General features: G+C 49.7%; 25 protein-coding genes. 8 read left to right on the forward strand and 17 right to left on the reverse strand.

The features are described from left to right. Positions 1–23 precede the first annotated feature (23 nt). From sctE to RTU33_RS05470, 15 genes are all read right to left on the reverse strand, one after another. Positions 24–2,045 carry a type III secretion system translocon subunit SctE gene (sctE, locus tag RTU33_RS05400; RefSeq protein WP_312625822.1) on the reverse strand — a complete coding sequence of 674 codons (2,022 nt, stop codon included), beginning with the start codon at positions 2,043–2,045 and terminating at the stop codon, positions 24–26. 2 nt (positions 2,046–2,047) lie between these two features. Beyond that, positions 2,048–2,590, reverse strand: a complete 543-nt coding sequence (gene sicA, locus RTU33_RS05405) for a type III secretion system translocator chaperone SicA (RefSeq protein ID WP_312625823.1) — start codon at positions 2,588–2,590, stop codon at positions 2,048–2,050. 137 nt (positions 2,591–2,727) lie between these two features. Then, positions 2,728–3,828, reverse strand: a complete 1,101-nt coding sequence (locus RTU33_RS05410) for an EscU/YscU/HrcU family type III secretion system export apparatus switch protein (RefSeq protein WP_312625824.1) — start codon at positions 3,826–3,828, stop codon at positions 2,728–2,730. 9 nt (positions 3,829–3,837) lie between these two features. Beyond that, complete coding sequence (gene sctT, locus RTU33_RS05415) at positions 3,838–4,602, reverse strand: type III secretion system export apparatus subunit SctT (RefSeq protein ID WP_312625826.1); 765 nt, start codon at positions 4,600–4,602, stop codon at positions 3,838–3,840. A 12-nt stretch (positions 4,603–4,614) separates the two neighbouring features. Then, a complete protein-coding gene (sctS, locus tag RTU33_RS05420; RefSeq protein ID WP_312625828.1) occupies positions 4,615–4,869 on the reverse strand; it encodes a type III secretion system export apparatus subunit SctS in 255 nt (84 codons plus the stop codon). Continuing rightward, positions 4,866–5,537 (reverse strand): EscR/YscR/HrcR family type III secretion system export apparatus protein, encoded by a 672-nt coding sequence (locus RTU33_RS05425; RefSeq protein WP_312625830.1) that lies wholly within the window; start codon positions 5,535–5,537, stop codon positions 4,866–4,868. Before RTU33_RS05425 ends, sctS begins: the two co-directional genes overlap by 4 nt. Continuing rightward, positions 5,527–6,450, reverse strand: a complete 924-nt coding sequence (locus tag RTU33_RS05430; RefSeq protein ID WP_312625832.1) for a FliM/FliN family flagellar motor switch protein — start codon at positions 6,448–6,450, stop codon at positions 5,527–5,529. The genes RTU33_RS05425 and RTU33_RS05430 overlap by 11 nt, the downstream gene beginning before the upstream one ends. Beyond that, positions 6,447–7,442 (reverse strand): hypothetical protein, encoded by a 996-nt coding sequence (locus tag RTU33_RS05435; RefSeq protein WP_312625834.1) that lies wholly within the window; start codon positions 7,440–7,442, stop codon positions 6,447–6,449. Before RTU33_RS05435 ends, RTU33_RS05430 begins: the two co-directional genes overlap by 4 nt. After that, complete coding sequence (locus RTU33_RS05440; RefSeq protein ID WP_312625835.1) at positions 7,423–7,884, reverse strand: type III secretion system protein; 462 nt, start codon at positions 7,882–7,884, stop codon at positions 7,423–7,425. Before RTU33_RS05440 ends, RTU33_RS05435 begins: the two co-directional genes overlap by 20 nt. After that, positions 7,868–9,163, reverse strand: coding sequence for a type III secretion system ATPase SctN (gene sctN, locus RTU33_RS05445; RefSeq protein ID WP_312625836.1), 1,296 nt, complete (start codon positions 9,161–9,163; stop codon positions 7,868–7,870). The genes RTU33_RS05440 and sctN overlap by 17 nt, the downstream gene beginning before the upstream one ends. A gap of 17 nt (positions 9,164–9,180) precedes the next feature. Next, the gene (locus tag RTU33_RS05450) at positions 9,181–9,588 is read right to left on the reverse strand and encodes a hypothetical protein (protein WP_312625837.1); all 408 of its coding nucleotides are present in this window, start codon (positions 9,586–9,588) and stop codon (positions 9,181–9,183) included. Positions 9,589–9,601: 13 nt separating this feature from the next. After that, entirely contained in the window at positions 9,602–11,653 is a 2,052-nt protein-coding gene (locus tag RTU33_RS05455; protein WP_312625838.1) for an EscV/YscV/HrcV family type III secretion system export apparatus protein, read from the reverse strand. 45 nt (positions 11,654–11,698) lie between these two features. Then, entirely contained in the window at positions 11,699–12,814 is a 1,116-nt protein-coding gene (sctW, locus tag RTU33_RS05460; protein ID WP_312625839.1) for a type III secretion system gatekeeper subunit SctW, read from the reverse strand. A 14-nt stretch (positions 12,815–12,828) separates the two neighbouring features. Continuing rightward, positions 12,829–14,559: a type III secretion system outer membrane ring subunit SctC gene (sctC, locus tag RTU33_RS05465; RefSeq protein WP_409438227.1), complete on the reverse strand. Its 1,731-nt coding sequence runs from the start codon at positions 14,557–14,559 to the stop codon at positions 12,829–12,831. A gap of 28 nt (positions 14,560–14,587) precedes the next feature. Next, positions 14,588–15,448 carry a helix-turn-helix domain-containing protein gene (locus RTU33_RS05470; protein ID WP_312625841.1) on the reverse strand — a complete coding sequence of 287 codons (861 nt, stop codon included), beginning with the start codon at positions 15,446–15,448 and terminating at the stop codon, positions 14,588–14,590. A gap of 430 nt (positions 15,449–15,878) precedes the next feature. Here RTU33_RS05470 and RTU33_RS05475 point away from each other — a divergent pair, with 430 nt between their 5' ends. The 8 genes from RTU33_RS05475 (at position 15,879) to RTU33_RS05510 (ending at position 20,657) form a co-directional block, all read left to right on the forward strand. Then, a complete protein-coding gene (locus RTU33_RS05475; protein ID WP_312625842.1) occupies positions 15,879–17,147 on the forward strand; it encodes a PrgH/EprH family type III secretion apparatus protein in 1,269 nt (422 codons plus the stop codon). Further along, a complete protein-coding gene (locus RTU33_RS05480) occupies positions 17,140–17,406 on the forward strand; it encodes a type III secretion system needle complex protein (RefSeq protein WP_312625843.1) in 267 nt (88 codons plus the stop codon). The genes RTU33_RS05475 and RTU33_RS05480 overlap by 8 nt, the downstream gene beginning before the upstream one ends. 49 nt (positions 17,407–17,455) lie before the next feature. Then, positions 17,456–17,779, forward strand: a complete 324-nt coding sequence (gene sctI / locus RTU33_RS05485; protein ID WP_312625845.1) for a type III secretion system inner rod subunit SctI — start codon at positions 17,456–17,458, stop codon at positions 17,777–17,779. Next, the gene (gene sctJ / locus RTU33_RS05490) at positions 17,779–18,549 is read left to right on the forward strand and encodes a type III secretion system inner membrane ring lipoprotein SctJ (RefSeq protein WP_312625846.1); all 771 of its coding nucleotides are present in this window, start codon (positions 17,779–17,781) and stop codon (positions 18,547–18,549) included. The genes sctI and sctJ overlap by 1 nt, the downstream gene beginning before the upstream one ends. Next, positions 18,546–19,097, forward strand: a complete 552-nt coding sequence (locus RTU33_RS05495; RefSeq protein WP_312625847.1) for a type III secretion protein — start codon at positions 18,546–18,548, stop codon at positions 19,095–19,097. Before sctJ ends, RTU33_RS05495 begins: the two co-directional genes overlap by 4 nt. A gap of 67 nt (positions 19,098–19,164) precedes the next feature. After that, entirely contained in the window at positions 19,165–19,758 is a 594-nt protein-coding gene (locus tag RTU33_RS05500) for a type III secretion protein (protein ID WP_312625848.1), read from the forward strand. After that, entirely contained in the window at positions 19,745–20,107 is a 363-nt protein-coding gene (locus RTU33_RS05505; RefSeq protein ID WP_312625849.1) for a type III secretion system protein, read from the forward strand. Before RTU33_RS05500 ends, RTU33_RS05505 begins: the two co-directional genes overlap by 14 nt. A 46-nt stretch (positions 20,108–20,153) precedes the next feature. Continuing rightward, the gene (locus tag RTU33_RS05510; RefSeq protein WP_312625850.1) at positions 20,154–20,657 is read left to right on the forward strand and encodes a lytic transglycosylase domain-containing protein; all 504 of its coding nucleotides are present in this window, start codon (positions 20,154–20,156) and stop codon (positions 20,655–20,657) included. Positions 20,658–20,834: 177 nt separating this feature from the next. Here the strand turns inward: RTU33_RS05510 and RTU33_RS05515 are convergent, their stop codons facing one another. After that, the gene (locus RTU33_RS05515) at positions 20,835–21,599 is read right to left on the reverse strand and encodes a winged helix-turn-helix domain-containing protein (RefSeq protein ID WP_312625851.1); all 765 of its coding nucleotides are present in this window, start codon (positions 21,597–21,599) and stop codon (positions 20,835–20,837) included. A 412-nt stretch (positions 21,600–22,011) separates the two neighbouring features. Then, positions 22,012–22,395, reverse strand: coding sequence for a hypothetical protein (locus RTU33_RS05520; RefSeq protein ID WP_312625852.1), 384 nt, complete (start codon positions 22,393–22,395; stop codon positions 22,012–22,014). Positions 22,396–22,456: the final 61 nt, after the last annotated feature.

Consider the following 22,456-nt stretch of genomic DNA (forward strand, 5'->3'; position numbering starts at 1 on the left):
TGCAGCATTACGCTACCGGGCGCTTACCCGGCAACGGCGCTCATTTGTTTGGTAATATATTTCCCGGCCTGTAATTGCGTTTCGGCAACCGCAGACATATTTTTCACAATCTGATTGACGCTCTCCATTCGGTGCGTAAAGGAATCAATGGCACGCGTCATCATTTCATTGAGCAGCTCCTGAAGCGCCGCATCCTTCATCATTTGCGCTTTGGCCTTCGATGCCTCAACCATCATGTCCGCGACAAGAATGCTGCCGGTCACCTGAATAGCGGTGTTCGCTACCGACGCGCCGGTGAGTGCCATTTGGGTTCGGTTATAAATGACGTTCATCTTCACCTCGTCCATGCCGGCCGCACGACCAAAGCCCTGGCTAAGACGCTTAAATACCTGACCGACCGCACTGTCCATCAGGCGCTGCATCGTCGATTTGGTTGCCTGCTCCGACACTTCTTCTGCCACATCCTTCGCCACTTCTTTTGCGGCGGTACGCAGGGTTGTCTGCGCAAGATCCTCAACCACCTCTTTTTCAATTTCAGCGGCGACGCTTTTGCCCATGGTTTTACTGGCTTCTTCGCCCACTTCCATGCCCAGCTTTTTCATCACCACGCCAAAGACTTTACTCAACGCGCTACCGGCAACCATTACCCCAGCGATGAGGACCACCGCGGCGGCAATCGCGCCCATGATCTTGCCCGCCATTTCAGCAGTCGCTTTATCGACGCCAAAACTTTCCAGCAGCGCGCTGAACATTTTGCCGAACAGCTCCATCAGCGGTTTGACGATGGCGTCCATGATTGGCTGCATCGCGTCGGCCATAAACGATCGCCCCGAGACGGCCTGGCTGATTTCATCACCAATCGCCAACGCCAGGCCAACGGCGGCGAGAGCCAAAGATGCTCCTCCGGTAAAAGCCGCAGCCACGAAACTGACAGCGGTGATCAGCCAGCCGAGAATTTTGCCCAGGCAGCCCATCGTTTTTTGCATCTCTTCGGCCTTGCGGACCTCTTCCTCATACTCTTTGGCCTTCTTCTCTGCGTCTTTTTGTGACGCTTCTGCGAGCTTTTGCTTCAGCTCCGCCGTGGCCTCAAGATCGTCGCTGGTGCTTTTTTCAATCAGACGAGACATCAGGGCCATCAGGAAATTAAGGCTTTTCGACAGATCGTCATTCTGTTTTCGGTGCGCCTCAACGTTGATGTGCTGCTGCGGCGTCAGGGAGTTGATCAGCGTTTGCGTTTTTGCCTGGGTGCTCTCCAGCGCCATGCGCGAATTGCTCTCAGCAGCTATCGCCGGATTGAGGTTTTTTTCGACAAAGGTGTTATAGGTGTTGTTGGCAAGGGTCAGCGTGTTTTGTGCGCTGGAGACTTGAGCTTTTGCGGCAGCAATCTGCTTTTTAAGATCGTCGGAAACCGGATTCTGCTTCGCCGCCTGCGCTTCCAGTTCGTCGAGTTTTGATTGGGCGTTGTTCAATGCAGATTGCGCATTATCCCTGGCGCTCTCCAGCCCGTCGGCCTGCTGCTGTGCCTCATGCAGCGCATCAAGATCGTTGGCCCATTCGCCCCCCTGCTGCTCAAGCTGCTTTGCCATTTCCGAATAGGCGCTGGACATTCCCTGCATCATTTCGTTGTAGGTGTTAAGCTGAGCGATCATTTTGTCCAGGGAGGTATCCGCCGTCAGCTGCGTGATTTTGCCCAGCAGTTCGGTCATCGTCGCCGAAGTTGACGATCTTGTCCCACTAATGGCCTCTTTCCCTTCGGTGTTGCCGGTAGACGGTGCCTGAAGTTCAGGGAGCTCCTGCCCCTTCAGGTTGGTTGTACCGCCGTTTCCGCCCAGTGCCTGCTGGGTATTCTTGAGTACCGCCATCAGCTGCTGTAGATCTAAAGACTGGACGGCACCACGAACGATGTCGGCCTGAGCATGATTTTTGTAGCTGTCGTTAGCCAGACGTTTCGCCTCATCGGACTGACGCTTAAGCATAACCTTTCTAATTTCGACGTCCGTCTGGTGGTGACTAACGGCATCAAAATTATCAACACGCATGTTCATTGTTATTCCTCATAGATTTGATCCTGCTCTGTTTCGTCGTGTTTTAATTTATCTAATGCAGAAAGATATATTTTCGACTTCTCAACTAATAACGCATCGTTACAACGATTAATGACAATTTCGAAACACTTACGCGACTGCGCAGCCTGACGCAGCATCAGGTTGCACTGTCCCGCATAAAACATTGGGCGATAATCTTCACGGGACAGTGAATACGCCAGGGCATAAAAATCGATGGCTTTGGCATAGTTTTTTCGCAGCTGATAAACTGCCGCCAGGCCCATGGCATACTCTGGATTATAAAAATCATAGATACAGAGAAAACGAAATAATGACTCAGCATCATTTAGCTTACCCTGATGATAAAAATCATATGCCAGTTTATACACGTCCTGCATCGTATCACTGGAAACCCCCTGCACATCCTTCAGGGTCGCGCCATTCTGGATGGCATCGAGAAGCTGTTCAGAATAAATCTCAAGCTCCTCATCTGATTTAAATTCCTCATCCTCACTGAGGAAATCCAACATATTTTTGTTAGCCATTGCTGTCTTTTTCCTTATTTATAGATAACGTATGAGAACCGCCATTCAACGCAAGGCAGACAGTAAAGAAGATGGCGTTATCTTACTGTCGGGCCGAAATCGTTAATACAAAAAAACCGCACAGCCCTGTGCGCAGGTTATGGCCGTTCAGCTAAATCACGACGGGGGGATTCATCATCAACGTCTGCCGGTAGTCCATAACCTGCACCAGCGGCCTCGACCTGACGTAACCAGATAAGAATATCCATTACGTCCATCAGCAAATCGTCGTTTAGCGAAATAAAGCTAAATTGACTGTATGCGTGATAGAGCCGGCGAGTCAGAGCGATATTACGCACCACCGGGACACCTATTTTTTCAGCGTAGGCAATAGCCGCTTTCGCTTTCATATTGGTACAGCGCAGCGCGATGAAAGGTAAAGAGGCCATCTCAGGGTTGAAGTAAATTGCCATGGCAATATGCGTGGGGTTCGCCATGACCACTTCTGAATTACGTACGGCAGCCATCTCCTCGCCGGTAAGGATTTCCTGATGAGCACGACGCCGTGCGCTCTTAATCTGTGGGTTGCCGTCGCTCTCTTTATGCTCCTGTTTCACTTCATGCTTATCCATTTTCATATCTTTGAAGTGCAGGAAATATTCCACGAGAAGATCGGCGAGCAGTACGAAGATTGACCAGGCAATAAACACCAGCACGGCTTTGACTGCCAGAGAAACCCAGACCGCCACCAGCCCCGGAATATCTGCGCGATAGAGCGTTAATGCCTGGCGAAGGTCGTTGTGAATAAGGCTGTGGCAGGTCGCCGCAAACACCACCAGATAGCACAGCGATTTCACCAGCTCTTTTACGGTGCGCATGCTGAATATTTTCTTTACCCCTTCCACCGGGTTCAGCGCTTTAAAATTGAGCTTGATGGCCTCCGTGGCAATGGCGAAACCGGTCTGCAGCAGCGTTGCGGCAAAGCCCACTATCGTGCAAACCGCAATAAAGGGCAGCGACAGCAGGAAGAAAATCTGCGCCAGCGCCAGCAGGAAATCATTTATTCCGATACCGGTGGGCTGGCGCAGCAGTAGAGTATAAAAAGTGATAAAGGGGCCAAAACTCATGGCATGAGCAATAAAGTAAATCCCCACGACTAAAATAAGCGTGGTGATCAGATCTTTGCTTTTAAACGTCTGCCCCTTTTTCGCCGAATCCTTTCTTCTTTTACTGGTGGGCTGTTCTGTTTTTTCCGCCATGGCATCCTCTTAAGAAATAAATCGCTGGAAGCCCGACAGGGAAAACAGGTGCAGCGGCTTTTCGGTGAGCGCCTGAAAGCCATAAAACAGGAATACGGCGAAGGCGATAACGCTTTTAATCGTTAATGACAACGAGAAGGGGTTGAGCTGTGGGCAGTAACGTGCAAACACGCCCAGCAGCATCTCGGCGGTCATCATGACCAGCATCACCGGCGCGGCCAGCAAAATGCTGTTTTGCATCAGCAGCTGAATAAGAACGCCCGCTTGCTCCCAGTGAACACCCTCCAGCATGCTGCCTCGCGGCAGCATCTGGTAGCTTTGACTCATGACCTCAACCAGCCGCAGCATGCCGCCGCTGGCGAAGAAAATAGCGCCAAAGGCAAAATTGAGAAAGCCGGAAAGAATGGAGCTCTGCACACCGTTGACCGGGTCAATGCTGTCACTGATGGTAGCGCCACGCTGGTTATCGAGAATTTCACCCAGTCCAATCACCACCCAGAACGGGACGCACAGCGTCAGGGCCAAAATCAGACCGACAAGACACTCTTTCACCAGAATAATAAGCCAGCCCTGCTCCGGCACTATCTCCTGGGCAAAACAGGGCCATAAGCCAATAATCGTCAGGGAAATAATGGTGTTCTTGATAATCAGATTGGATAAGACCCGTTCACCGAGCACTGGCAACATATAAAAAATTATCGCCAGTCGCGCATACACCATAACAAACGTCAGCACGCTGTGCTGAAAATTGAGATAAAGTGCAACAAACAGCATATTAATTCCGTTTTAATGAAAGGCCATATAAAAAGCCTGGGTGGCAAAGTTCATCATTTCAGCGGAAAACCACTCAATCAGCATAAAAATACTGGCAAACACCGCCAGCATTTTCAGCCCGAAGGGCAATGTCTGTTCCTGAATCTGCATGATGGTCTGGAAAAGACCCACAATCACCCCGACAATTGTCGCAAACGCAATGGGCACCGCCGTCAATTTCAGAACCACCAGCAGCGCTGAATTTCCTATAAATAAAATATTGTTCATGATGTCATCAGATCGGCATATTGAGCGATCAATCCTTTTGTCAATAAAGCCCAGCCATTCATCGAGACAAATAGAATTAATTTAATCGGAATGGATATCGTCACCGGGCTCATCATCATCATCCCCAGGGCCAGCAGGATGCTGGAAACCACCATATCTATCACCACAAAAGGGACATAGAGATAAAATGCAATTTTGAACGCGCTCTGAATCTCACTCAATGCATAGGCTGGCATCAGCGTCATCAGGGATAATGAGCTGAGCTCGTGATCCTCAACGTAGGGTACAGGCTCACCGCTGCGCTGCTGCTGTACTTGATTAAAGAAGCGGATTAAATCATGCTCGGAATAACGCACCAGATAGTCACGATAGCTCCCAAGCCCCTGCTCCGTCAGCTGTGTTACCGACTGGCTGCTATTAAAATCAATATGGTTAGTCTCAATATAATCAGAAATACGCTGACACACCGGCATCATGACAAAAGCGCTGAGAACCAGCGCTACGCCATTCAGGGTCAACGTTGAGGGAACCTGCTGGATCCCTAACGCATTGCGCACCATCACCAGCACGATTGAGAATTTAATAAAGCAGGTCCCCCCGGCAATAATAAAAGGGAGCAGCGTAAAGAATGAGAGTATCGCAATAAGCGAAATATCATTATTCAGCATCGGTGCTATCCATCTCACTCGTTAACCCGGCATTGACCTGCCGGACTTCGACGGCCAGAGCGCCACTTTCAAGCGCCACCAGCTCACCGCGCGCAAACAATTTTTTATTGAGGTAGATTTTCATATTCTGCTCGGCGCCCTGGCTGACGGGTAATGCCATACCCGGCGCGAGCGTTTCCAGCTCCGCCAGCGTCACGTTCTGCCCATCAAGCACGAACTCAACTTCCACCGGTAACGCCCCCCATTCAAACAACGCCTCTTCCTCTTCACGATACGTTTCCTGCTGCTCTGTAAAGGGCTCTCCCACTCTGACCTCCTGATTTTTATAATGAGTAATGTGATAAAGACGTTGTTGCCCGACGGACAAAAAGGCCGAGGGCGTTGTCATCAACAGCAAATCGCCTTCGCTCAACCCGGCGAGCTGCTGCAGGCTAAGCCAGCTATGGCCCAGCGTAACCTGCAGGCGGAAAGGTATCGCCTGAGCCGGAACATTGCTTAGCGGCGGGACACGCTCTTCATTCGGCCATCCGAGACACCAAAGCGGGCACGGCTCGGCAGGCAGGCACAGCGCGTATTCAGGCATCTCTGTCGCAGACACCGTTATAGCCTGTGCAGCCCATACCGCTTCTTCGCAGTAAAAGCTCAGTTGGAGACGATTCAGCCAGCCTGCAAGATAGTCAGAAGGCACCTCTTTCCATGGAATAGCTGGCAGCTGGACGTCCATCGCCTGCAGCCAGCGATCTGCGTCGAACCAGGCCAGTGCCTGTTCCTGCTGTTCATTTTGCAGATGGATCTGCAGATACCGCGCCTCAGGATCGGTTTTGATCACCTCTCCGGTGGGATATCGATGACGAAGCACGGCCAGACGCTGCTGATGCGCATCGCTTAAGCGCAAATGGTCACGCAGGCTCATTCCTGCTCCTCATCCTGCTGAGCGTGCTGCTGCTGGCGCTGTTCATCGCTGTCCTGTCCCGGCTGGAGCAGGTCAGGCGACAGCCCATTGAGCTGGCTCATATGGCGCAATAAAGCATCGGCGGCGCGGGGGTCAGACGGCAATAAGGTGATATTGCCCTCACGCAGGGACTGCGTCGGAACCGTGACCTTTACCGAATGCTCGCCTGCCCAGCTTCTGAAGGGGTAATCCAGCTCCAGATTCTTCGCTCCCTTCACGCCCGGGTCGACCGCTTGTTGAGTCACCCGTAGATTTTTCATCTGCTGCTGTGTTACTGGCGTCTGACTTTGCTGATGGCTTACCTCGTGCTGGCGGACTGGCACAGCATCCTGCGTTTTCCCCGCCTGAAGGGTAAGCTTCACATCGGCCGGCTCCTCTTTACGCTGCAGATCGTGGGAACCCCGGTTAAGCCGCTTCGCCTCTGAATCGTCGCTAAGGATGTCCGTCAGCGTGGGAGCTGTAGTCGACGTCGAAGCCATCGCCACTGAAACGGATTGCGGCAGCTTATTTTTCACCTCATAACGAGGCTGCGCAGCAGGCTGCTGCCCGACATGAACGCTCGCGGCGCTGCTGTCGTTCGTTGCCTGAGGTGCGGTGGCGATAGCTGGCGTTCTCACCGCGGCCTGCTCTTTTGCGATCTGCACTACACTCTGACCAGCCATAGCCGTACGAAGAAGTCGTTGCTCCCCCGCCGGAAAATGATGTGCTGCATCCCTAGCCGGAAGCGCCTTCTCTTGAGTGTCGCCGGCGATTTTTAGCCCGCCGCCGCCAACGGAGCGGTTAAGCAACTGCACGAGCATCTGCGCCGTCACCGTTGCGGGAGGAAGCGTGTTCCCGTCACGCTCATTTTGTTTTTTCTTTTTCTCAATCCATTCCAGTAAAGCGCCATCATCGGGCTTCACCTCAATATCCATTGAGGCGTTTGGTTTTATCTCAGATACTTTTTCGACCATATCCCGCAAGCTCCTGAATTTCATTTTCAGCGGCATTATCGCGGCGACGAATATAGTCACGGCGTAACGGCTGCAAATAATGGTTAAGTTTGTAATGTTTCCTATCAAGCCGGGTCATGGCGCTTCGCTGCTGTAGTTTTAATTGCTCCAGCTTGTGCTGCTCACTTTCCAGCTGACTTATTTTATGGAACACATATTGCTGGTGCGTCAGCAAAGCACCCTGCTGTCGTATCCCTTTATAAATATCTGCACGACTCAGTACCCCTGCGGGCGTCAACATTTTTATTTGCTGGTTGATATCGGTAAATTCTTGCTGATGAAGCTCTATCTGTAATTTCACCTGTGCTAACTGGTTTTCAGTTTTAACGATATTTTGCTGTAGCGTTTGCTGCTTTCGCTCCAGCATCCCGACAAACTCACGACCTTTACGCCACGCTTCCATATAAATTCTCCAGACAAGCCTGCATCACCGTTTTCTCGGTCATACGCTGTTGAAGAAATGCCTCCATATGCGCTTTGCGATCAAAGGCAGCATCATTTTCCGCGTTCTCACCCCGGCGATATTCGCCGAGGTCCAGATACAGCTGCATCTCTTTTTGCCGGACAAGATATTCACGAAAACGCGTTGCCAGCTGCTGGTGATCCTCACTGGTCACCTGCGTAAACACACGGCTGATGCTCTGCATCACATCGATGGCCGGATAATGCCCTTTGGCCGCCAGTTTTTTGCTGAGATAAATGTGCCCGTCCAGGATCGAGCGCACCTCATCTCCGATAACGTCCGCTTCCTCTTCGTTTTCTATCAGCACCGTATAGAAGGCGGTGATAGAACCGGTGAGGAATCGTCCAGGCCGCTCCAGCAGCTTTGGCAAGGCTTCAAACACCGAGGCGGGATAGCCGCGTCGGGCCGGCAACTCCCCCATACTCAGGGCAACGTCGCGTAACGCCCTGGCGTAGCGGGTAATCGAGTCGACAAACAGCAAGACGTTTTTACCCTGCTCGCTAAAAAACTCGGCGATAGTGGTGGCAACCTGGGCGGCGTTGCATCGCTCTACGCAGGAGCGGTCCGAGGTGGCATAGACCAGAATGATTTGCGATCGACGCGAGGAACGTTTTAACTCCTCGACGAATTCTGTCACTTCACGCCCACGCTCACCGATCAATCCGATGACGTAAATATCCGCTTCGGAATGTTCGATAATCATGCTCATAAGCGAGGTTTTGCCGCAGCCCGCCGCGGCAAAAATCCCCATACGCTGTCCGCGTCCACAGGTCAGCAAACCGTCAATCGCCCGCACGCCGGTCGCCAGGCTTTCAGCGATAGGCTTACGCTGGGTAAAATCCCTTGGCGAACCGCTGGCTTCCAGACGAACCGCTCCAGTCATCGGCGGTAGCTCCCCTTCATCCAGCCGCCCCCGAACTGTACCGGTTGCGTCAATGATCGACCCGGCAATGTTTTCATGCACCGCGATACGAAACGGCTTACCGGTCGGCAGGAGAACATTGCTGCGTGAAAATCCCTGATTGTCATTGAGCAGACTGAGTAGCGTGTGCTCCTTATTAAAGCCAATCACCTGGGCAAACCCCATCACCTGTGGTTCAAGTAAGGATTTCTGAATCTCACAAATCTCACCGATACGCGTTCCGGGTAAATGCGCTTCAATCACATTGCCCTGGATCCGTAATGGATGAGCGAGATGAACCAGACATTGCGCAACCATATCAATAGCCTCCGTAATTAAACGAGTACGGAACGGTAGTCCTGCAAAATAACCAGGTAATGATCGAGCATGGATAAAAACGCGTCCGGGTGCTGCAAATGCTTTTCCTTAACCTGCGCACGCAGTTCCAGGTTGCCATCAACAGGATATAAACAAGGCTGGCCGGTATAGAAGAAATCCTCGTCGTAGGTCATCATTAAAGGCAGCAGACTGGCGCTACAGTAGGCTAAAGAATCGGGAGCATTTTCCATCACCTTTGCCCAGACCCAGACTTCATCATCTTCGCTGCGAATATGAATTGTCGGGATCCCTTCTTTCATTGAAAGTGAAATCGTGGAGTGGTTATTCAGATCGCCATCCATAATATCGGCAATACCTGCATTCTTGAGCGTGGCGGAAAGTAATTCAACGACATCGTATTTCATTATTGATCTCCTGTTAATTCTCTAACGAACCAATTACATCAACATCAACGCCAGAAGCGACGTCTCCATAAGAAAGCACTTCCATTTCTGGATAGCTTCCTTCAATAATTTTTTTAACAAAGCGGCGGATATCTAATGACACCATCAAAATAATGTCGCGGGCATTAACCCCATTACGGCGAATACAGGCTTCAAGGCTGTGGATAATACTTTCCGTTTCTGGCGGAGCCAGATTAATAAAGGTTCCTCCGGAGGTTTGGCGAATTCCCCCGCGGACAAGGCTTTCCATGTCGTGAGACATCACCAGGGAACGAATTTGCCCGTTGGCGGCAAAGCGGTTAGAGATATAGCGTGACAGTACGCCACGAACATGCTCCACCAGCATAATCGGGTCTTTTTCTTTAGGTGCCCACTGCACGAGTGCCTCCAGAATAAGGCGCATATTACGAATAGAGATTCGTTCCTGAAGCAATCGCTGGAAGACCTCGGTGATGCGCTGTACGGTATTATTGCGGTAACACTCCTTCAGTAATTCAGGATATTTTTTCTCCAGATCGTCAAGCAGCGTCTTGGCCTCCTGAATACCAAAGAACTCCGTAATATTGTGTACCAGCAGGGTCGAAACACAGGCATAAAATTCATCAATGGCATTTCTGGAGTAATAGCCGAGATCCAGCGCCGTTGCGCTGCGCTCTTCAGGGATCCAGTACGCTATCCCCTGTGAGGTCTCAATGGCCTGTACGCTGTCATCAATGACCTGTAACTCCTCGCCGCGAAGCAGAACTTTGCACATTCCCGGTAAAATATCGTAGGCGGCAACGCGAATCTCATTAATTGCTATCAACAGCTTGCCGCGTTCAGCCTGAGCGTCGTAGTTCATCACCACCTCGGGTAGACGCACGCCGTACTCAATAAAGAAATTGCGCTTGAGGAGTGAACACAGGTTATGCTCCTGAAAATAGTTCTCGTACCCTTTCCAGGCCGTAATAATTAGCGGAATGGTTTCAGGAATATATTCTCCATCAATCATCACCGGCTTGCTCTTCAATACGGGTGTTTCATCCTCTGCTTCTACGGGAGTCGCCGGTTTTTTACCCCGTTTTTCATCAATTTTGTCTTTAATGAAAATACCCAACAAAATGGCAGCAAGTAAGATAAATACCGGTAAAGGGAAGCCTGGCAGCATGCCCAGCGCAATAGCCAGAATCGCCGTAATAACAAGGATAAATTTATTTGAAAACATATCCTGTAAAATACGCGCACCCAGATTGCTGTTTTCGCTGTTATTGACACGCGTGACAATTAACCCCCCGCTTATCGAAATCAGCAGCGCCGGGATTTGCGCGACCAGCGCATCGCCAATGGTCAGGAGGGTAAATACCGACATCGCATGTGATAAATCCATGCCATGCTGCAGTACGCCCACGGAAATGCCCCCCAGCAGATTAACGAAGATAATAATAATCCCCGCGATAGCATCCCCTTTAATAAACTTCATTGCCCCGTCAAGAGCACCGTAAAGCTGGCTTTCTGCCTCCAGGTCACTGCGTCGGCGCTTTACCTCTTTCTCATCGATCACCCCTGCTTTGAGATCGGCATCGATGCTCATCTGCTTACCCGGCATGGCGTCTAATGAGAATCGCGCAGCCACTTCAGCAATTCGTTCAGAACCTTTGGTGATAACAATGAACTGCACAATGGTGACAATGAAGAAGATAACAAAGCCCACCACCAGGTTATCGGCGATAACGAACTCACCAAAGCTGGCAATAATTTCCCCGGCGTCCGCATCCGTCAGTACCAGACGACTGGTACTGATCGAAATGGCCAGTCGAAATATCGTACTGATCAGCAATATCGATGGGAAAGTGGAAAACTCCAGAACCCTCGAAATATAAAATGAGCCGAGAAAGATCAACAGCGCCATCGTCAGATTGAGGCCGATGAGAAAGTCCACCAGATAGGTTGGCAGCGGAATAATCAGCATAACGACCACCATCACCATTATCGTTAAGATAATCAGCTCTGGTCGACTGCGGATTTGCAGAATAAATTTTTCAATCATAGAAAGTTACACATCAATTGTAAAAGCCAGTTATCCAAAGAATAATTATTTATAGTGTTCGTTCCAGATGCCGGTATTTTTCTCTTTTTGCTGCATTTTTTGCAGTAATGAAGCGAGATGATTTAATACGGCATCGCGAAACAGCACATCGGCATAGAGAAACTCTGGCGTTAAATTGTAAACATGACGCAGGGCCTGAATGACCGCTGAGCGCTGTTTCAGCAGCAGCAAGGCCATAAACTCCTGACTGAATCTCTTCAGCTGCTGCTTAAACTCTTCGGTATCCACCAGGCCGGCAATATATAACCCGACAATGTCGGCCTCGCTGACCATCACCTGCTGGTTGCGAATCTGCTCGCGGAACCCAAATTGCGCAAAGGTCTCATTAAGCAGCTGGTCGAGCGTATTCAGCACGCGGGCATCGGACAGCTTTGAACTGAGCGGGCCAAATTCCGAAGAGTGGATACCCGGCTCGTTGGCTTTCATATCGGCAATCAACGCAGATAAGGTAAAAGCTAACAGGCGGGTCCTGTTTGCATATCCATAAATGTCGATCCATTCTTTATAGATAAAACCTGCCGGCACCTCCATTTCAAGGAAGCTCAGGTAGCTGTTACGCAAATCTTTCGCCGAAAGGGGCTTTCCCTCTGCGCCTTCGCTAAAGCGTTTTGCCAGCCGTCCAACGTTCATGCCGGACTGCATCTTCTTGCGATCGCCAAATTTCTCCAGATCGGCAATGGCTTCTTTGATTTTCTTTTTTTGCAGCTCTGATAATTGACGGCTGAGCAGCATTTCCCTTAACGCCAGCATCAGATCGCTATCGTTGGGAAAGAGCTGTCGGGCAAAATTAATCAGGTTGTTCATGTCACGCAGCTTTGCAACCTGACGAATAAGCGTATCGAGCTTCTCATCCCCCTGGTCTTCGAGCATCGAAGAGACAAAGTCGTTGTCGGCATTGTCGTTTTTACGCCCTGCTTTACTGAAACGCCCAAACGCACTCAGGATGTCGGCCATCTCTTCGGCCGCATTGCTCATCTCTTCCTGCAGATTTAGCGGCAGTGCATCATCCCCCGCCTCGACGATCTGCCGTGCGGGGGAGCTTTCCGCCAACGGGGCATCAAGGCGGCCAAAATCAGTCCCGGTTATCGAGCGAATATCCATGGCGTGCTCAGTCCTTAATGATTGTTTATCGTATTACGCAACATAGAGACCGTTGATTTTAAGGTCACCTCATTGCCCACCCACGACCGTCCTAATACCGGATTGGTTTCATTACGCCCCTGCCAGGTTTCGCCCTCAGCCAGCAGGCCCGGCTGGATCAGAAACAGGCGCACCATTTTTTTATGGCTGGTATAGCTGTAATCAAAAAGGCCGCCGACAAAAGGAATGTCGCGAAGCAGCGGAATACCTACGCTGTGGTGCTCATCCTGGTCTCGGCTGTAGCCACCAACCAGCAGACTGAATCCCACCGGAACGCGCGCCTCGGTGCTGATCTGGGTGTTATTCACCATCGGTAAATTATCGACAGTTGCCGTGCTGCCCGTCCCGTTGAGCGGCAACCCGCCGTCCTGGATATTGAGGATCATTTCAATTTCCTGTTGCCGCTGTGCCAGGCGCGGCAGAACGCTTATCATCGTGCCGTAGGTGATTTTCTCCAGCGACGAGTTACGCTCACCGACCAGCTTGGCGTAAAAGCTGCTGTTGTTATCAAACAGCGCCGGAACGTTTTCCTGAGTCAGGATCTCAGGACGCGACACCACCTGCGCGTTGCCCTTCTGGGCAAGAGCCGAAACATCCGCGAGGAAGTGCAGACTGTTCTCTGGAGTCAGGGTACTGGTATTGAAAGTCACACCGGTATTACCTAACTTAGCGGCACCCTGCCAGCGGATCCCCAGCTCATTAATGTCATCCTTCGAAATATCGATAATCCACAGCGAAAGCTGAATTTGCCGCTTGGGAATATCAATGGCGTTAACCAGATCCTCAACGAAGCTGACCTGCCGTTCCGACCCCTGAATCAGCAAACTGTTGGTATCTGAGTAGCCCACGATGTTGATCTTCTGCTGACCAGGATTTTCCTGGACATAGGGGCGCTTTGCCGCAGGGGCCGAGCCAAACGTCGGCAACGGAGGAAAGTTCCCTTTCTGGGTGGCCGATGCGGCCTCCAGTGCGCTGCGGGTATCGTTGTCGATGGTGATCGTCGCCCCAGCAGGTGCCGAAGTCCGGCCATCGTCGCCGGTGGCGTTGTTCAACAGCTGGTTGAGCACGCTTGCCACGCCCGGAATGGTGACGGGCTCATCCCGCTGGGTGAAAGTACGATCGTTAACAAACGTGTTTTTCAGCTTGATCACGCGAATCGTGCTCTCCCCTGTTCCAGGTCGGGCGTAAGTGGCATCAATATACTTTGCGGCCGCGGAAACCAGCTCAACGTAGACGGGCGGCCCGGAAACATAAAACGAACCGGAACGCCCATCGGAGCGCAGAGGGAAACGCGCGTCATAGAGCCCTGAAGATTGCAGATAGGCGACCAACCGGTCAAATGGCGCGTAGGAGAGACGGACCACGCTGCTTTGCAGCTCGCTGGTGTCATAGACGTAAACGGAACTGCCGTCGTCATACCAGATAAGCCCCGTCTGCGCGGCAACCGAATCCAGAAGCTCACGGGGTTTATTGAGGTCAAAATTGCCCGAGACGCGTTTTTTCGCGGCTTCAACGCTAACAATGAACGGTTTGTGCAGTGCCCCGCCAATCACAAAAAACAGTTGCTGGATGCTGTTATTCGACGCGACATAGATATTCTCGGCAGCCGTTTTGGTCACCCTGCTTTCGTCAGAAGAACGCGGGTTGTTGAGCATTTTTGCCGACGCCGGATGACAGGCTAACAGCCCGATTAAAAGCCAGGGCATTTTGTCGATAAACGAACTGCGAACAAACTTAGTCATGAAGCAAACCTTCCAATTTTTTAAACTCCCGCGGCGTAATACCAAAATGCGATTTTATTTCACTTGAGAAATGAGATGACGACGCGTAGCCATTATCACCCGCTATCATAGCGATTGAGTTATCCTTTTCGATAAGCTGCAATGCACTATTGGCTGCACGCCAGATGCGCAATTGTTTTTTCGGCCCACGGGCAAAAGCATGGTGACAAAGCTTTCTGAAATAAGACTCTGAGACACCATATATCTTACTCGCATTATAAATTTTATGCGTATCGCTCTCTTTATCCTCGTTCATCACCTGTGACAGCAGAAAATGTGAAATCCAGTAACTTTCAACATTGCGGACAAATACAAAGAGGCTTTCCAGGCTATATTTCTGGGGGGTCAGCATCGTATTCATCAACATTCCCATAAACGATTTATCGGCTGTCCCTGCCGCCGCCACTAAATGCGTATCGGTATGAAGCAGCGCCGTCTGTGCACGTGGATTTTCCGTCACTTTGATCTCACGATATTTCGACTGAAAATCGAGAAATGAAAACAGCGTTGAGGCCTGAGACATCGGCATTATTTCAATGAACCACTCACCCTCAAGGCAAATTTTCATATTCGTTCGGGTGGCAGATACCGTGGGATGTCGGATATTATTTTTCTCTACTATGCCGTTCCCCTCTGTTTCCTCAACGATAAGTGACAGAGTGGCATGCTCATTCAGCGGTCTCGCGAATGCGATTCCATTATTGAGAGCAATCCATTTTCGTTCTAACTTTCTTTGTCCTGTGCTCTGTTCTACGTCATTGCATTGACGCTCTACAATATTCTCCTGATGGAGTTTAACTTGACCAATAACCATAGTTGCATCCTACTTCAGAAAGTACCGCAAATAATATTGAAGATCGTATAAATCAATCAGGCATTCATCTTAAGTGGCTCAGAAATTTATCAGAAAAATCCTGCTGGTCAACACAGACAGGAAAACTTAAAAATTTAATAATATTTTTCAAAAAAAATTCAAAAAAAGATCAAATCGACCGGGTTGAGGAAAAATCCTATTACCCGTAAAATACACCCCCAACCTGAATGCACCCGTGGATATCTATAAAAATCATCACATGAGATACCTGCTTATTTAAAGCTGGCTGTGCGGTTAATATTTACGTTGATATTTACAGGTTAGTACAGCGATGCAATAGCGGTAATGGATTAAATATAAAATCGCCTGACCAGGTTCACCTCGTTAGTTATTTTTATATTTTGAATGGCCTTTTTCTATGAACAGCGACATGGATATGAATGAAGTAAATGAAATGATGCCGGTGCCAGAGACAAAGCAAAGTTATACATTAAAGGTGCTGTTTGGCCCAATGTTTGGCTGCGAGTTGCACTTGCCTGCGGATGATTATTTTTTAATCATCAACCCAGGCCCGGCTATAACGGATAAACGTAATGCTTCTGTAACGGCCAGTGAGCATGCCGCAGCTTATGCACAAAACACGCTCTATATTCCCTGTGATCTCCCATCACCTAACCTCGTTTTACGCCTGCAGGCCCCGGATGCGGACGCAGACATTCCCGGTGGCTTTCACGTCGACGTGCAGGATGAAAGCAAAAGTTTCCCCACGAAGATTTATGAAAACGAGATATTTACGCATGAACATATCCGTTTTGCCATCAAGCGCAGCGAAGATGAATGGCCGGAGAATATTCAGCACTTTGTGATGCCAGCGCCGCTGGATGCCGAGTTTAGTCAGCAGGAAAAGCGCGCTGAATTCAATACAAAAAAATATCATTCATTGATTATGGGAACCGCAGTTCTGCTGGTATTACTAATGATTGCCGCGTTCATTTGGTACAAAAAACTGGAAAAGGATCGCCAGGTACTCAGCTTAAATGAAGCACTGGCCGGCGCCCCTGTTCCTTTGGAAATTATCCGGGCGCGGGAAGGCAATATGATTTATGTTATCGCGACAAAATATCAGGCGATGGAATGGGCGAAAGAAGCCCTGATTAAACTTCGCGAAGATAACAGCGTGATTCTCGTCTGGTTGAGCGAACAGAAAAAAATCACCGTCGATAAACTGGTGCAGTCAGGTTATCCGGTATTACAAATTGATTATGCGAAACCTCAGCACCCGGTGATTGCATTATGGTCCGGCCTGACGCCCGAGCAGCAAAAAAGCTTTACGGCGCTGGCGCTGCAGACCATTCCCTTTGCGAAAGATATTCAGATCAAAGTTAAACCGAAAAACCAGCTCCTGAGTGATGCCAGACAGGGGCTGGACAGAATGCATATTAACTATCGGGAAATAAAATCACCGGACGGTTATGCACTCGTGATTCGCGATGCCCTGAGCGATCATGCGCTGGCGGCGTTGCAAAATTTCATTAGTGACTTTAATCAGCACTGGGGGAATCGCATTATCAATTTTTCCATCAATCTCAATGAGAATTGGCTGGAGAATAAATCTTATCTTGACTCAACGAATGGTTATCTTTTTTTAAACCCACGTCATTGGTACTTCCCACTCAAAAATGGAGATAAAGATGTCTGACCAATTTAATAATGGCCTTGTGTATAGCAATGGCTATTTTCTTGATGATGTATCCGGCGCATTTGAAGCCGGCGCTGCCGACATGATGACTCAACTTAATGAAGCCGAGGCAAAGCTGGAAGCCGATCCATCAAACCCGGCAGTATTAGCCAACTATCAGGCAAAATTACAGGAATATACGCTTTTCCGTAATGCCCAGACCAGTACGGTGAAAGCCTATAAAGATATCGGCGCCGCCATTATCCAGAACTTCCGTTAATTCCAGTTGGTACAGGGAAACCTGTACCCTTTCCTGTATTGGAGCCATCATGAGCCAGACTATTGAAGCCCTTTCGGCGCTGACCCGACTGACCCCGCATAGCATTAATCCTGAAGATAATATGTCGACAACCGTGCACGACCAGAATTTTAATAATCTGGTTTCCAGCACCTTTAATAAAATTAGCGAAACCGACACTCAGTTTAAAAACGTCATCAATACGTTAAGTCAGTCGCCACAGTTCACCAGCGATCCGCAGAAGCTGCTGATGCTGCAATCCTATATCGGTGAATACAGCAACTATGTCTCCTTGGTCAGCACGCTGGCGCGTAAGGGGGTGAGCACTATCGAAACACTGGAAAAGTCACAATAATGAGTAATAAATATTTTCGCGCCCTCGCCATGGCGCTTTTTGCCCTGATGCTCAGCGCCTGTCATGATGAAAAAGTCCTTTTCAATTTGACCCAGGAGCAGGCCAACCAGGTGATGGCCGTGCTGCAACAGCACAACATAACGGCGAAAAAAGAGGGGACGTTAAAAGCAGGCTATACCGTCACCGTCGACGAATCGGAAAGCACCGCCGCACTGTCGATTATTAATCAATACCAGCTCCCCTGGTCAGCCGATGTGCAGATTGGGCAGGCTTTTCCGGACAGTTCACTGGTCGCCTCCCCCAATGCCGAACAGGCGCGTGTTCTCTCACTCCAGGAGCAAAGGCTCGAGCAGTCTCTGCGGATGATCGCGCAGGTGGTCAATGCGCGCGTCCACGTGAGCTACCCTCCCTTTAACAACGACACCAGCGGGCAAAAACCGGTGGGTCACGTCGGCGTGCTGATTACCTATAAAGGAGACATAGACGATAATTTATTCATTTCGCAGATTAAGTCATTAATTAAAAACAGTTTTGATGATGTGCGTTATGAAAATATCTCCGTCGTGCTATTCCCGGCTCCGCTCATTCAGTATGTCGCGCCCACTAAAGTACCGGACTCCCTTCCCGTAGCCTGGTTTTTCATTCTGGGCGCTTTAGCGCTGTGCGCTGTGGCCACAGCGGGTCATATGGTTTATCGGCTCAGCCGTCGTCCTCCCGCTGACAAAGACGCCAGCGAGCAGGAGCCGGAGAGTGAGGCCAAAGAATCATGAGAGCGGATGACAGCCGCATGATGGCCATTTTGTACGATCCGGCAAGCTATGCTCACGCCAGCCATGTTCCAGACGTGTTTCGGGAAGGGGAAATCGTTGATGCGACCCTACTCAACTTCTGGCTCATCAGGCAGCAAAAACTCGAGCCACTGCGGGTGGACTGGCACAGCGACGACGACACGCTGTCGCTACTACTTTCCCACTGGTACAAGCTCCCGACGGTGGCGCACCTGACCGGCGGCTATCTCCTGCGTCATGAGCTCACCCGGCATGGCGCGCTGCTGCTGTCCGATCCGCGTCTGCTCGCATTTATCTCGCTGCCCATGATCCAGCAACCCAAGCCCCTGGCGTCTCATCAGGTCGATACGGCCTCCTGTGGAATCAGCTTTATCCTCAGCCAGTTTCCGGGCCTGCCGGCAGCATTGCGCCAGCGCCTGCTGCTTCATTTCCCGGCTGGCATGCCGCAGGTCCTCCGATCGGACAAAAAAAACATGAACAACATTAATCTGCTCAGAATGGCCCTCACCTATGCGTACCATTACTATTGATGAATTACCCGGCGATGCACCGCGCCAGACGGTAATAAAATCCAGCGAAAGGACCCGTCACCAGAGAATGACCGTCGCCCTGGAGCGAACGCTGACCCGGTGCAGCGAAATTCATGCTGAATATGAATTGCAAACGGTCCGGCTGCGGGAAAACTGCGAAAGAGAGGGGTTTGAAGCCGGTTTTCGCCTCTTTTTCGACCAGCTCACCGCCTTCATTGATGACTATCAGCGACTGCAGAATCAAAGGCAGGCCGAGTTTCGCCAGCATGTTGCTGACGCCCTGCATAAGTCGCTGCACGACCCGACGATTGTGAACCGGATTATCCACCATTTACAGGAACAGTGCGGTCATCAGAAGGCACTACGCATCATCATTCCGAAGACGGTGACGCTGCCGGAGGGCGCTGACGCCTCGCACTACCAGTTCACCGACGACAACCACATCACTGTCCAAAACGACATGGACGCCATCCGCTTCCCCAGCGAGTCATTGTGCCGCGAATGGATACAGCATGCGGATGACAAGCTGATTCCGATCGAAGCGGTCGTTAACAATTTAACGCCAGACCGGCTACGTAATATTGCAAGCCAGCTGATCGGTCTGAGTAATCCCCCCCCGGCTTCGTTTTCAGTACAGGAGAATAAAGATGAGTCAGATTAATCCCGCGAGTCAGCAGCTGCGGTCACAAACGGCAAGTGGCACCGAGGCAGATGGCACTAGCTTTGACGATCTCGTCCTGCAGTATTTTCAAAACAATAAGCCGGAGGGTTCACTGAACGGCATTCTTGCTGACATCAAAGCGCTGTCCCCGGATAAAAAACTCTCCCTTCAGGAACTGAATACAGCAGTGCTGATTGCCGATGGTGAGATGCGAAATGATGAGGCGTACAAAGACTATACCGACAGTACCCTCGACAAGCTTACCAGCCAGCTGCTGGGCGTAAATATGTTCTACAACACGATGCTCTATAAGGGCTTTACGAAAAATGACGACGACTCGTCACTTTGACTTTTCTTAATACTGTCACCCGGCAATCCGCCGGGTCTTACCCATCATGCAAACAAAAACATTATTCCTGGCGACGGCCCTGCTAACCAGCCTCTTTCCACTCTCTGTTGCCGCGCAAAAACCGGATTGCATTACGGAGGCGGCGCAATGCTTTCAGATTAACCCGTTGCTGATTAAAGCCATTATCTGGCATGAGTCCAAAAATCAGCAGCAGGCGATTAATTACAATAAGAATAAGACCGTTGATGTCGGAGTGATGCAGATTAATACCGTGCATTTTTCGACGTTAAAGTCACGTGGAATTGATGAACAGCTTCTGCGTCAAAATAGCTGCGCCAACGTCTTTTCTGGCGCCTGGATTCTGAAGCAGAGTATCAACCGCTATGGTTACACCTGGGATGGTGTCGGCAGCTATCATTCGCGAACGACGCTGTATCATGACCGTTATGTTGAGAGGATTGTTTCACTCATTGCACATAAGACAGCGATAATAAATCGCATCCACGTGGCCGCTACAGAGGGCATACGTGAAAAATTTACCTGTGACTAAAAGAGACAAATAATATGCAATATATAACGCAGGCATTTTTTGCCTGCGTTATAATAACTCGCTAAGGTAAAATTATTTACTCTACCTGTTAGGCACAACGGTAAAGAGTCACTCAATAAATAATTTTATCTGCAACAAATACGATAAGATGGCGGCTTGATGCAATGAAAATGAAAATTAATTCAGCAGAGTCTGGTTTAGCTGTAGTGAACATGTTCCTGAAAAACGATCGGCTTCCTGCTGGCAAAGCCTGAATGAAGTCACATCACAACAGTACACAACTCTGCTTAGCGCCACGCCTTTATCGGGAATTTGCAGCTGTGATGAAAAAGAGTCACTTCGCTCGTTAATGAGGCTCAGCGGGTCGCTACGTGCACTCATCGCCACGCTGATAAGACTCAGGCAAAATGCAGCAACGGTGCTGAAAAACCATTTCCGCTGTTTCACCCGTTTTACATTTACCCGTTCATCCGCTATATCGCGTGGAATGACAGCCAAGGCCGTTGAGCAAGATGGGGACAATTGAATAAGCTGCTGCGATGCAAAGGAGATATTTTCAAGCTCAACGTTACCCGATGGTGGCTTAACCAGCCCCCTCTTCTCATGCATCTGCACTTCCCAGGTCGGCTCAACGGCAAGCTGATATCCAAGCTTGGGGATGGTCACAATAATGTTTTTGGACTCATCCTTCAGGCACAGGCGCAACGAACGGATCATTTGGGCAATACTTTGTGAGGTGACATATCCACCGCCCCAGACTTCCTTTAAAAAATCCTCCTGGGACACCGGCGCGGGAAATTTTGCGCACAGTAAAGCGAGAACATCTGACTGTTTTTTTCGCAACTGCTGTACGCATTCATTTTGTTGCAGAGTTCTTAAGGCCGGATTAAATGTAAAATCCAGAAAGAAAATTTTCCCTTCGCCTGCGGAGTTTTTTTTCATTTTTAGATCCCTCAGCCATCTTATTTCATGAGTAAAACACCATCAAAAAATGCATAACACATCTCTCAATACATGCCTTAACCGCATTTCATTGATAGCAAATTTTCTGGAAGCACTCATTTTCGGTGATGATATCATAAAGATAATTATAACTGGTAAGATAACCAATAATATATCTCTGGTTTAGACAGGTGTTTAGATACGCTTGCAACCACACTTCCCGGACTTATAAAATAAGTACTTTAGCACAGCAAACACCTTCAATTGAAATTGGTTTTAACGATCGATGTTAATATGCCAATCGTTGAAACAAATCACTCTGTTTATCTCAGGTCACAACCAAATAACGCGGCAGTGAGGGAGCGAAAATCCTTTTCCGCTTAAAAAGCAATGTCTCACGCTACATGAATATTTACTTCTTCCTGGAAATGACTATCAATATGAAGTCGTCATATTGTTTTTTGCCCTTCCCTGGCTCAATCCGCAGACAGAAAGTTAACATACAGCAAAGAAAACACTCTATCAAAAAACGCCTCTTGTGATACCAGTACTGCGTCAGAATCAGCGTCGCGAAAGCATTAACATCGCCGGCAGTCATTTTCTCATAGCCGATTGAGGCGGTTTTTACCGGTGTAAAACGCAGGGGAATGGTCTTACTGCGATTGACCACCTCCAGCTTTTGACTATCACCATTGCGCATTACTTTCCCATCCCGGCGCATCTCCATGCCAGGATTATCGCTGCGGGTTTTAATCGCACTCTTATTCCATGACGTCGGAACAGAATGCATTTTCACCACAAATTCAGCTTAAGCACCTTCGATGATAATCTGTGAGGTGACGTTCCGGCGCGGAACG

The organism is Scandinavium sp., from assembly GCF_032012665.1.
GTDB lineage: Bacteria > Pseudomonadota > Gammaproteobacteria > Enterobacterales > Enterobacteriaceae > Scandinavium.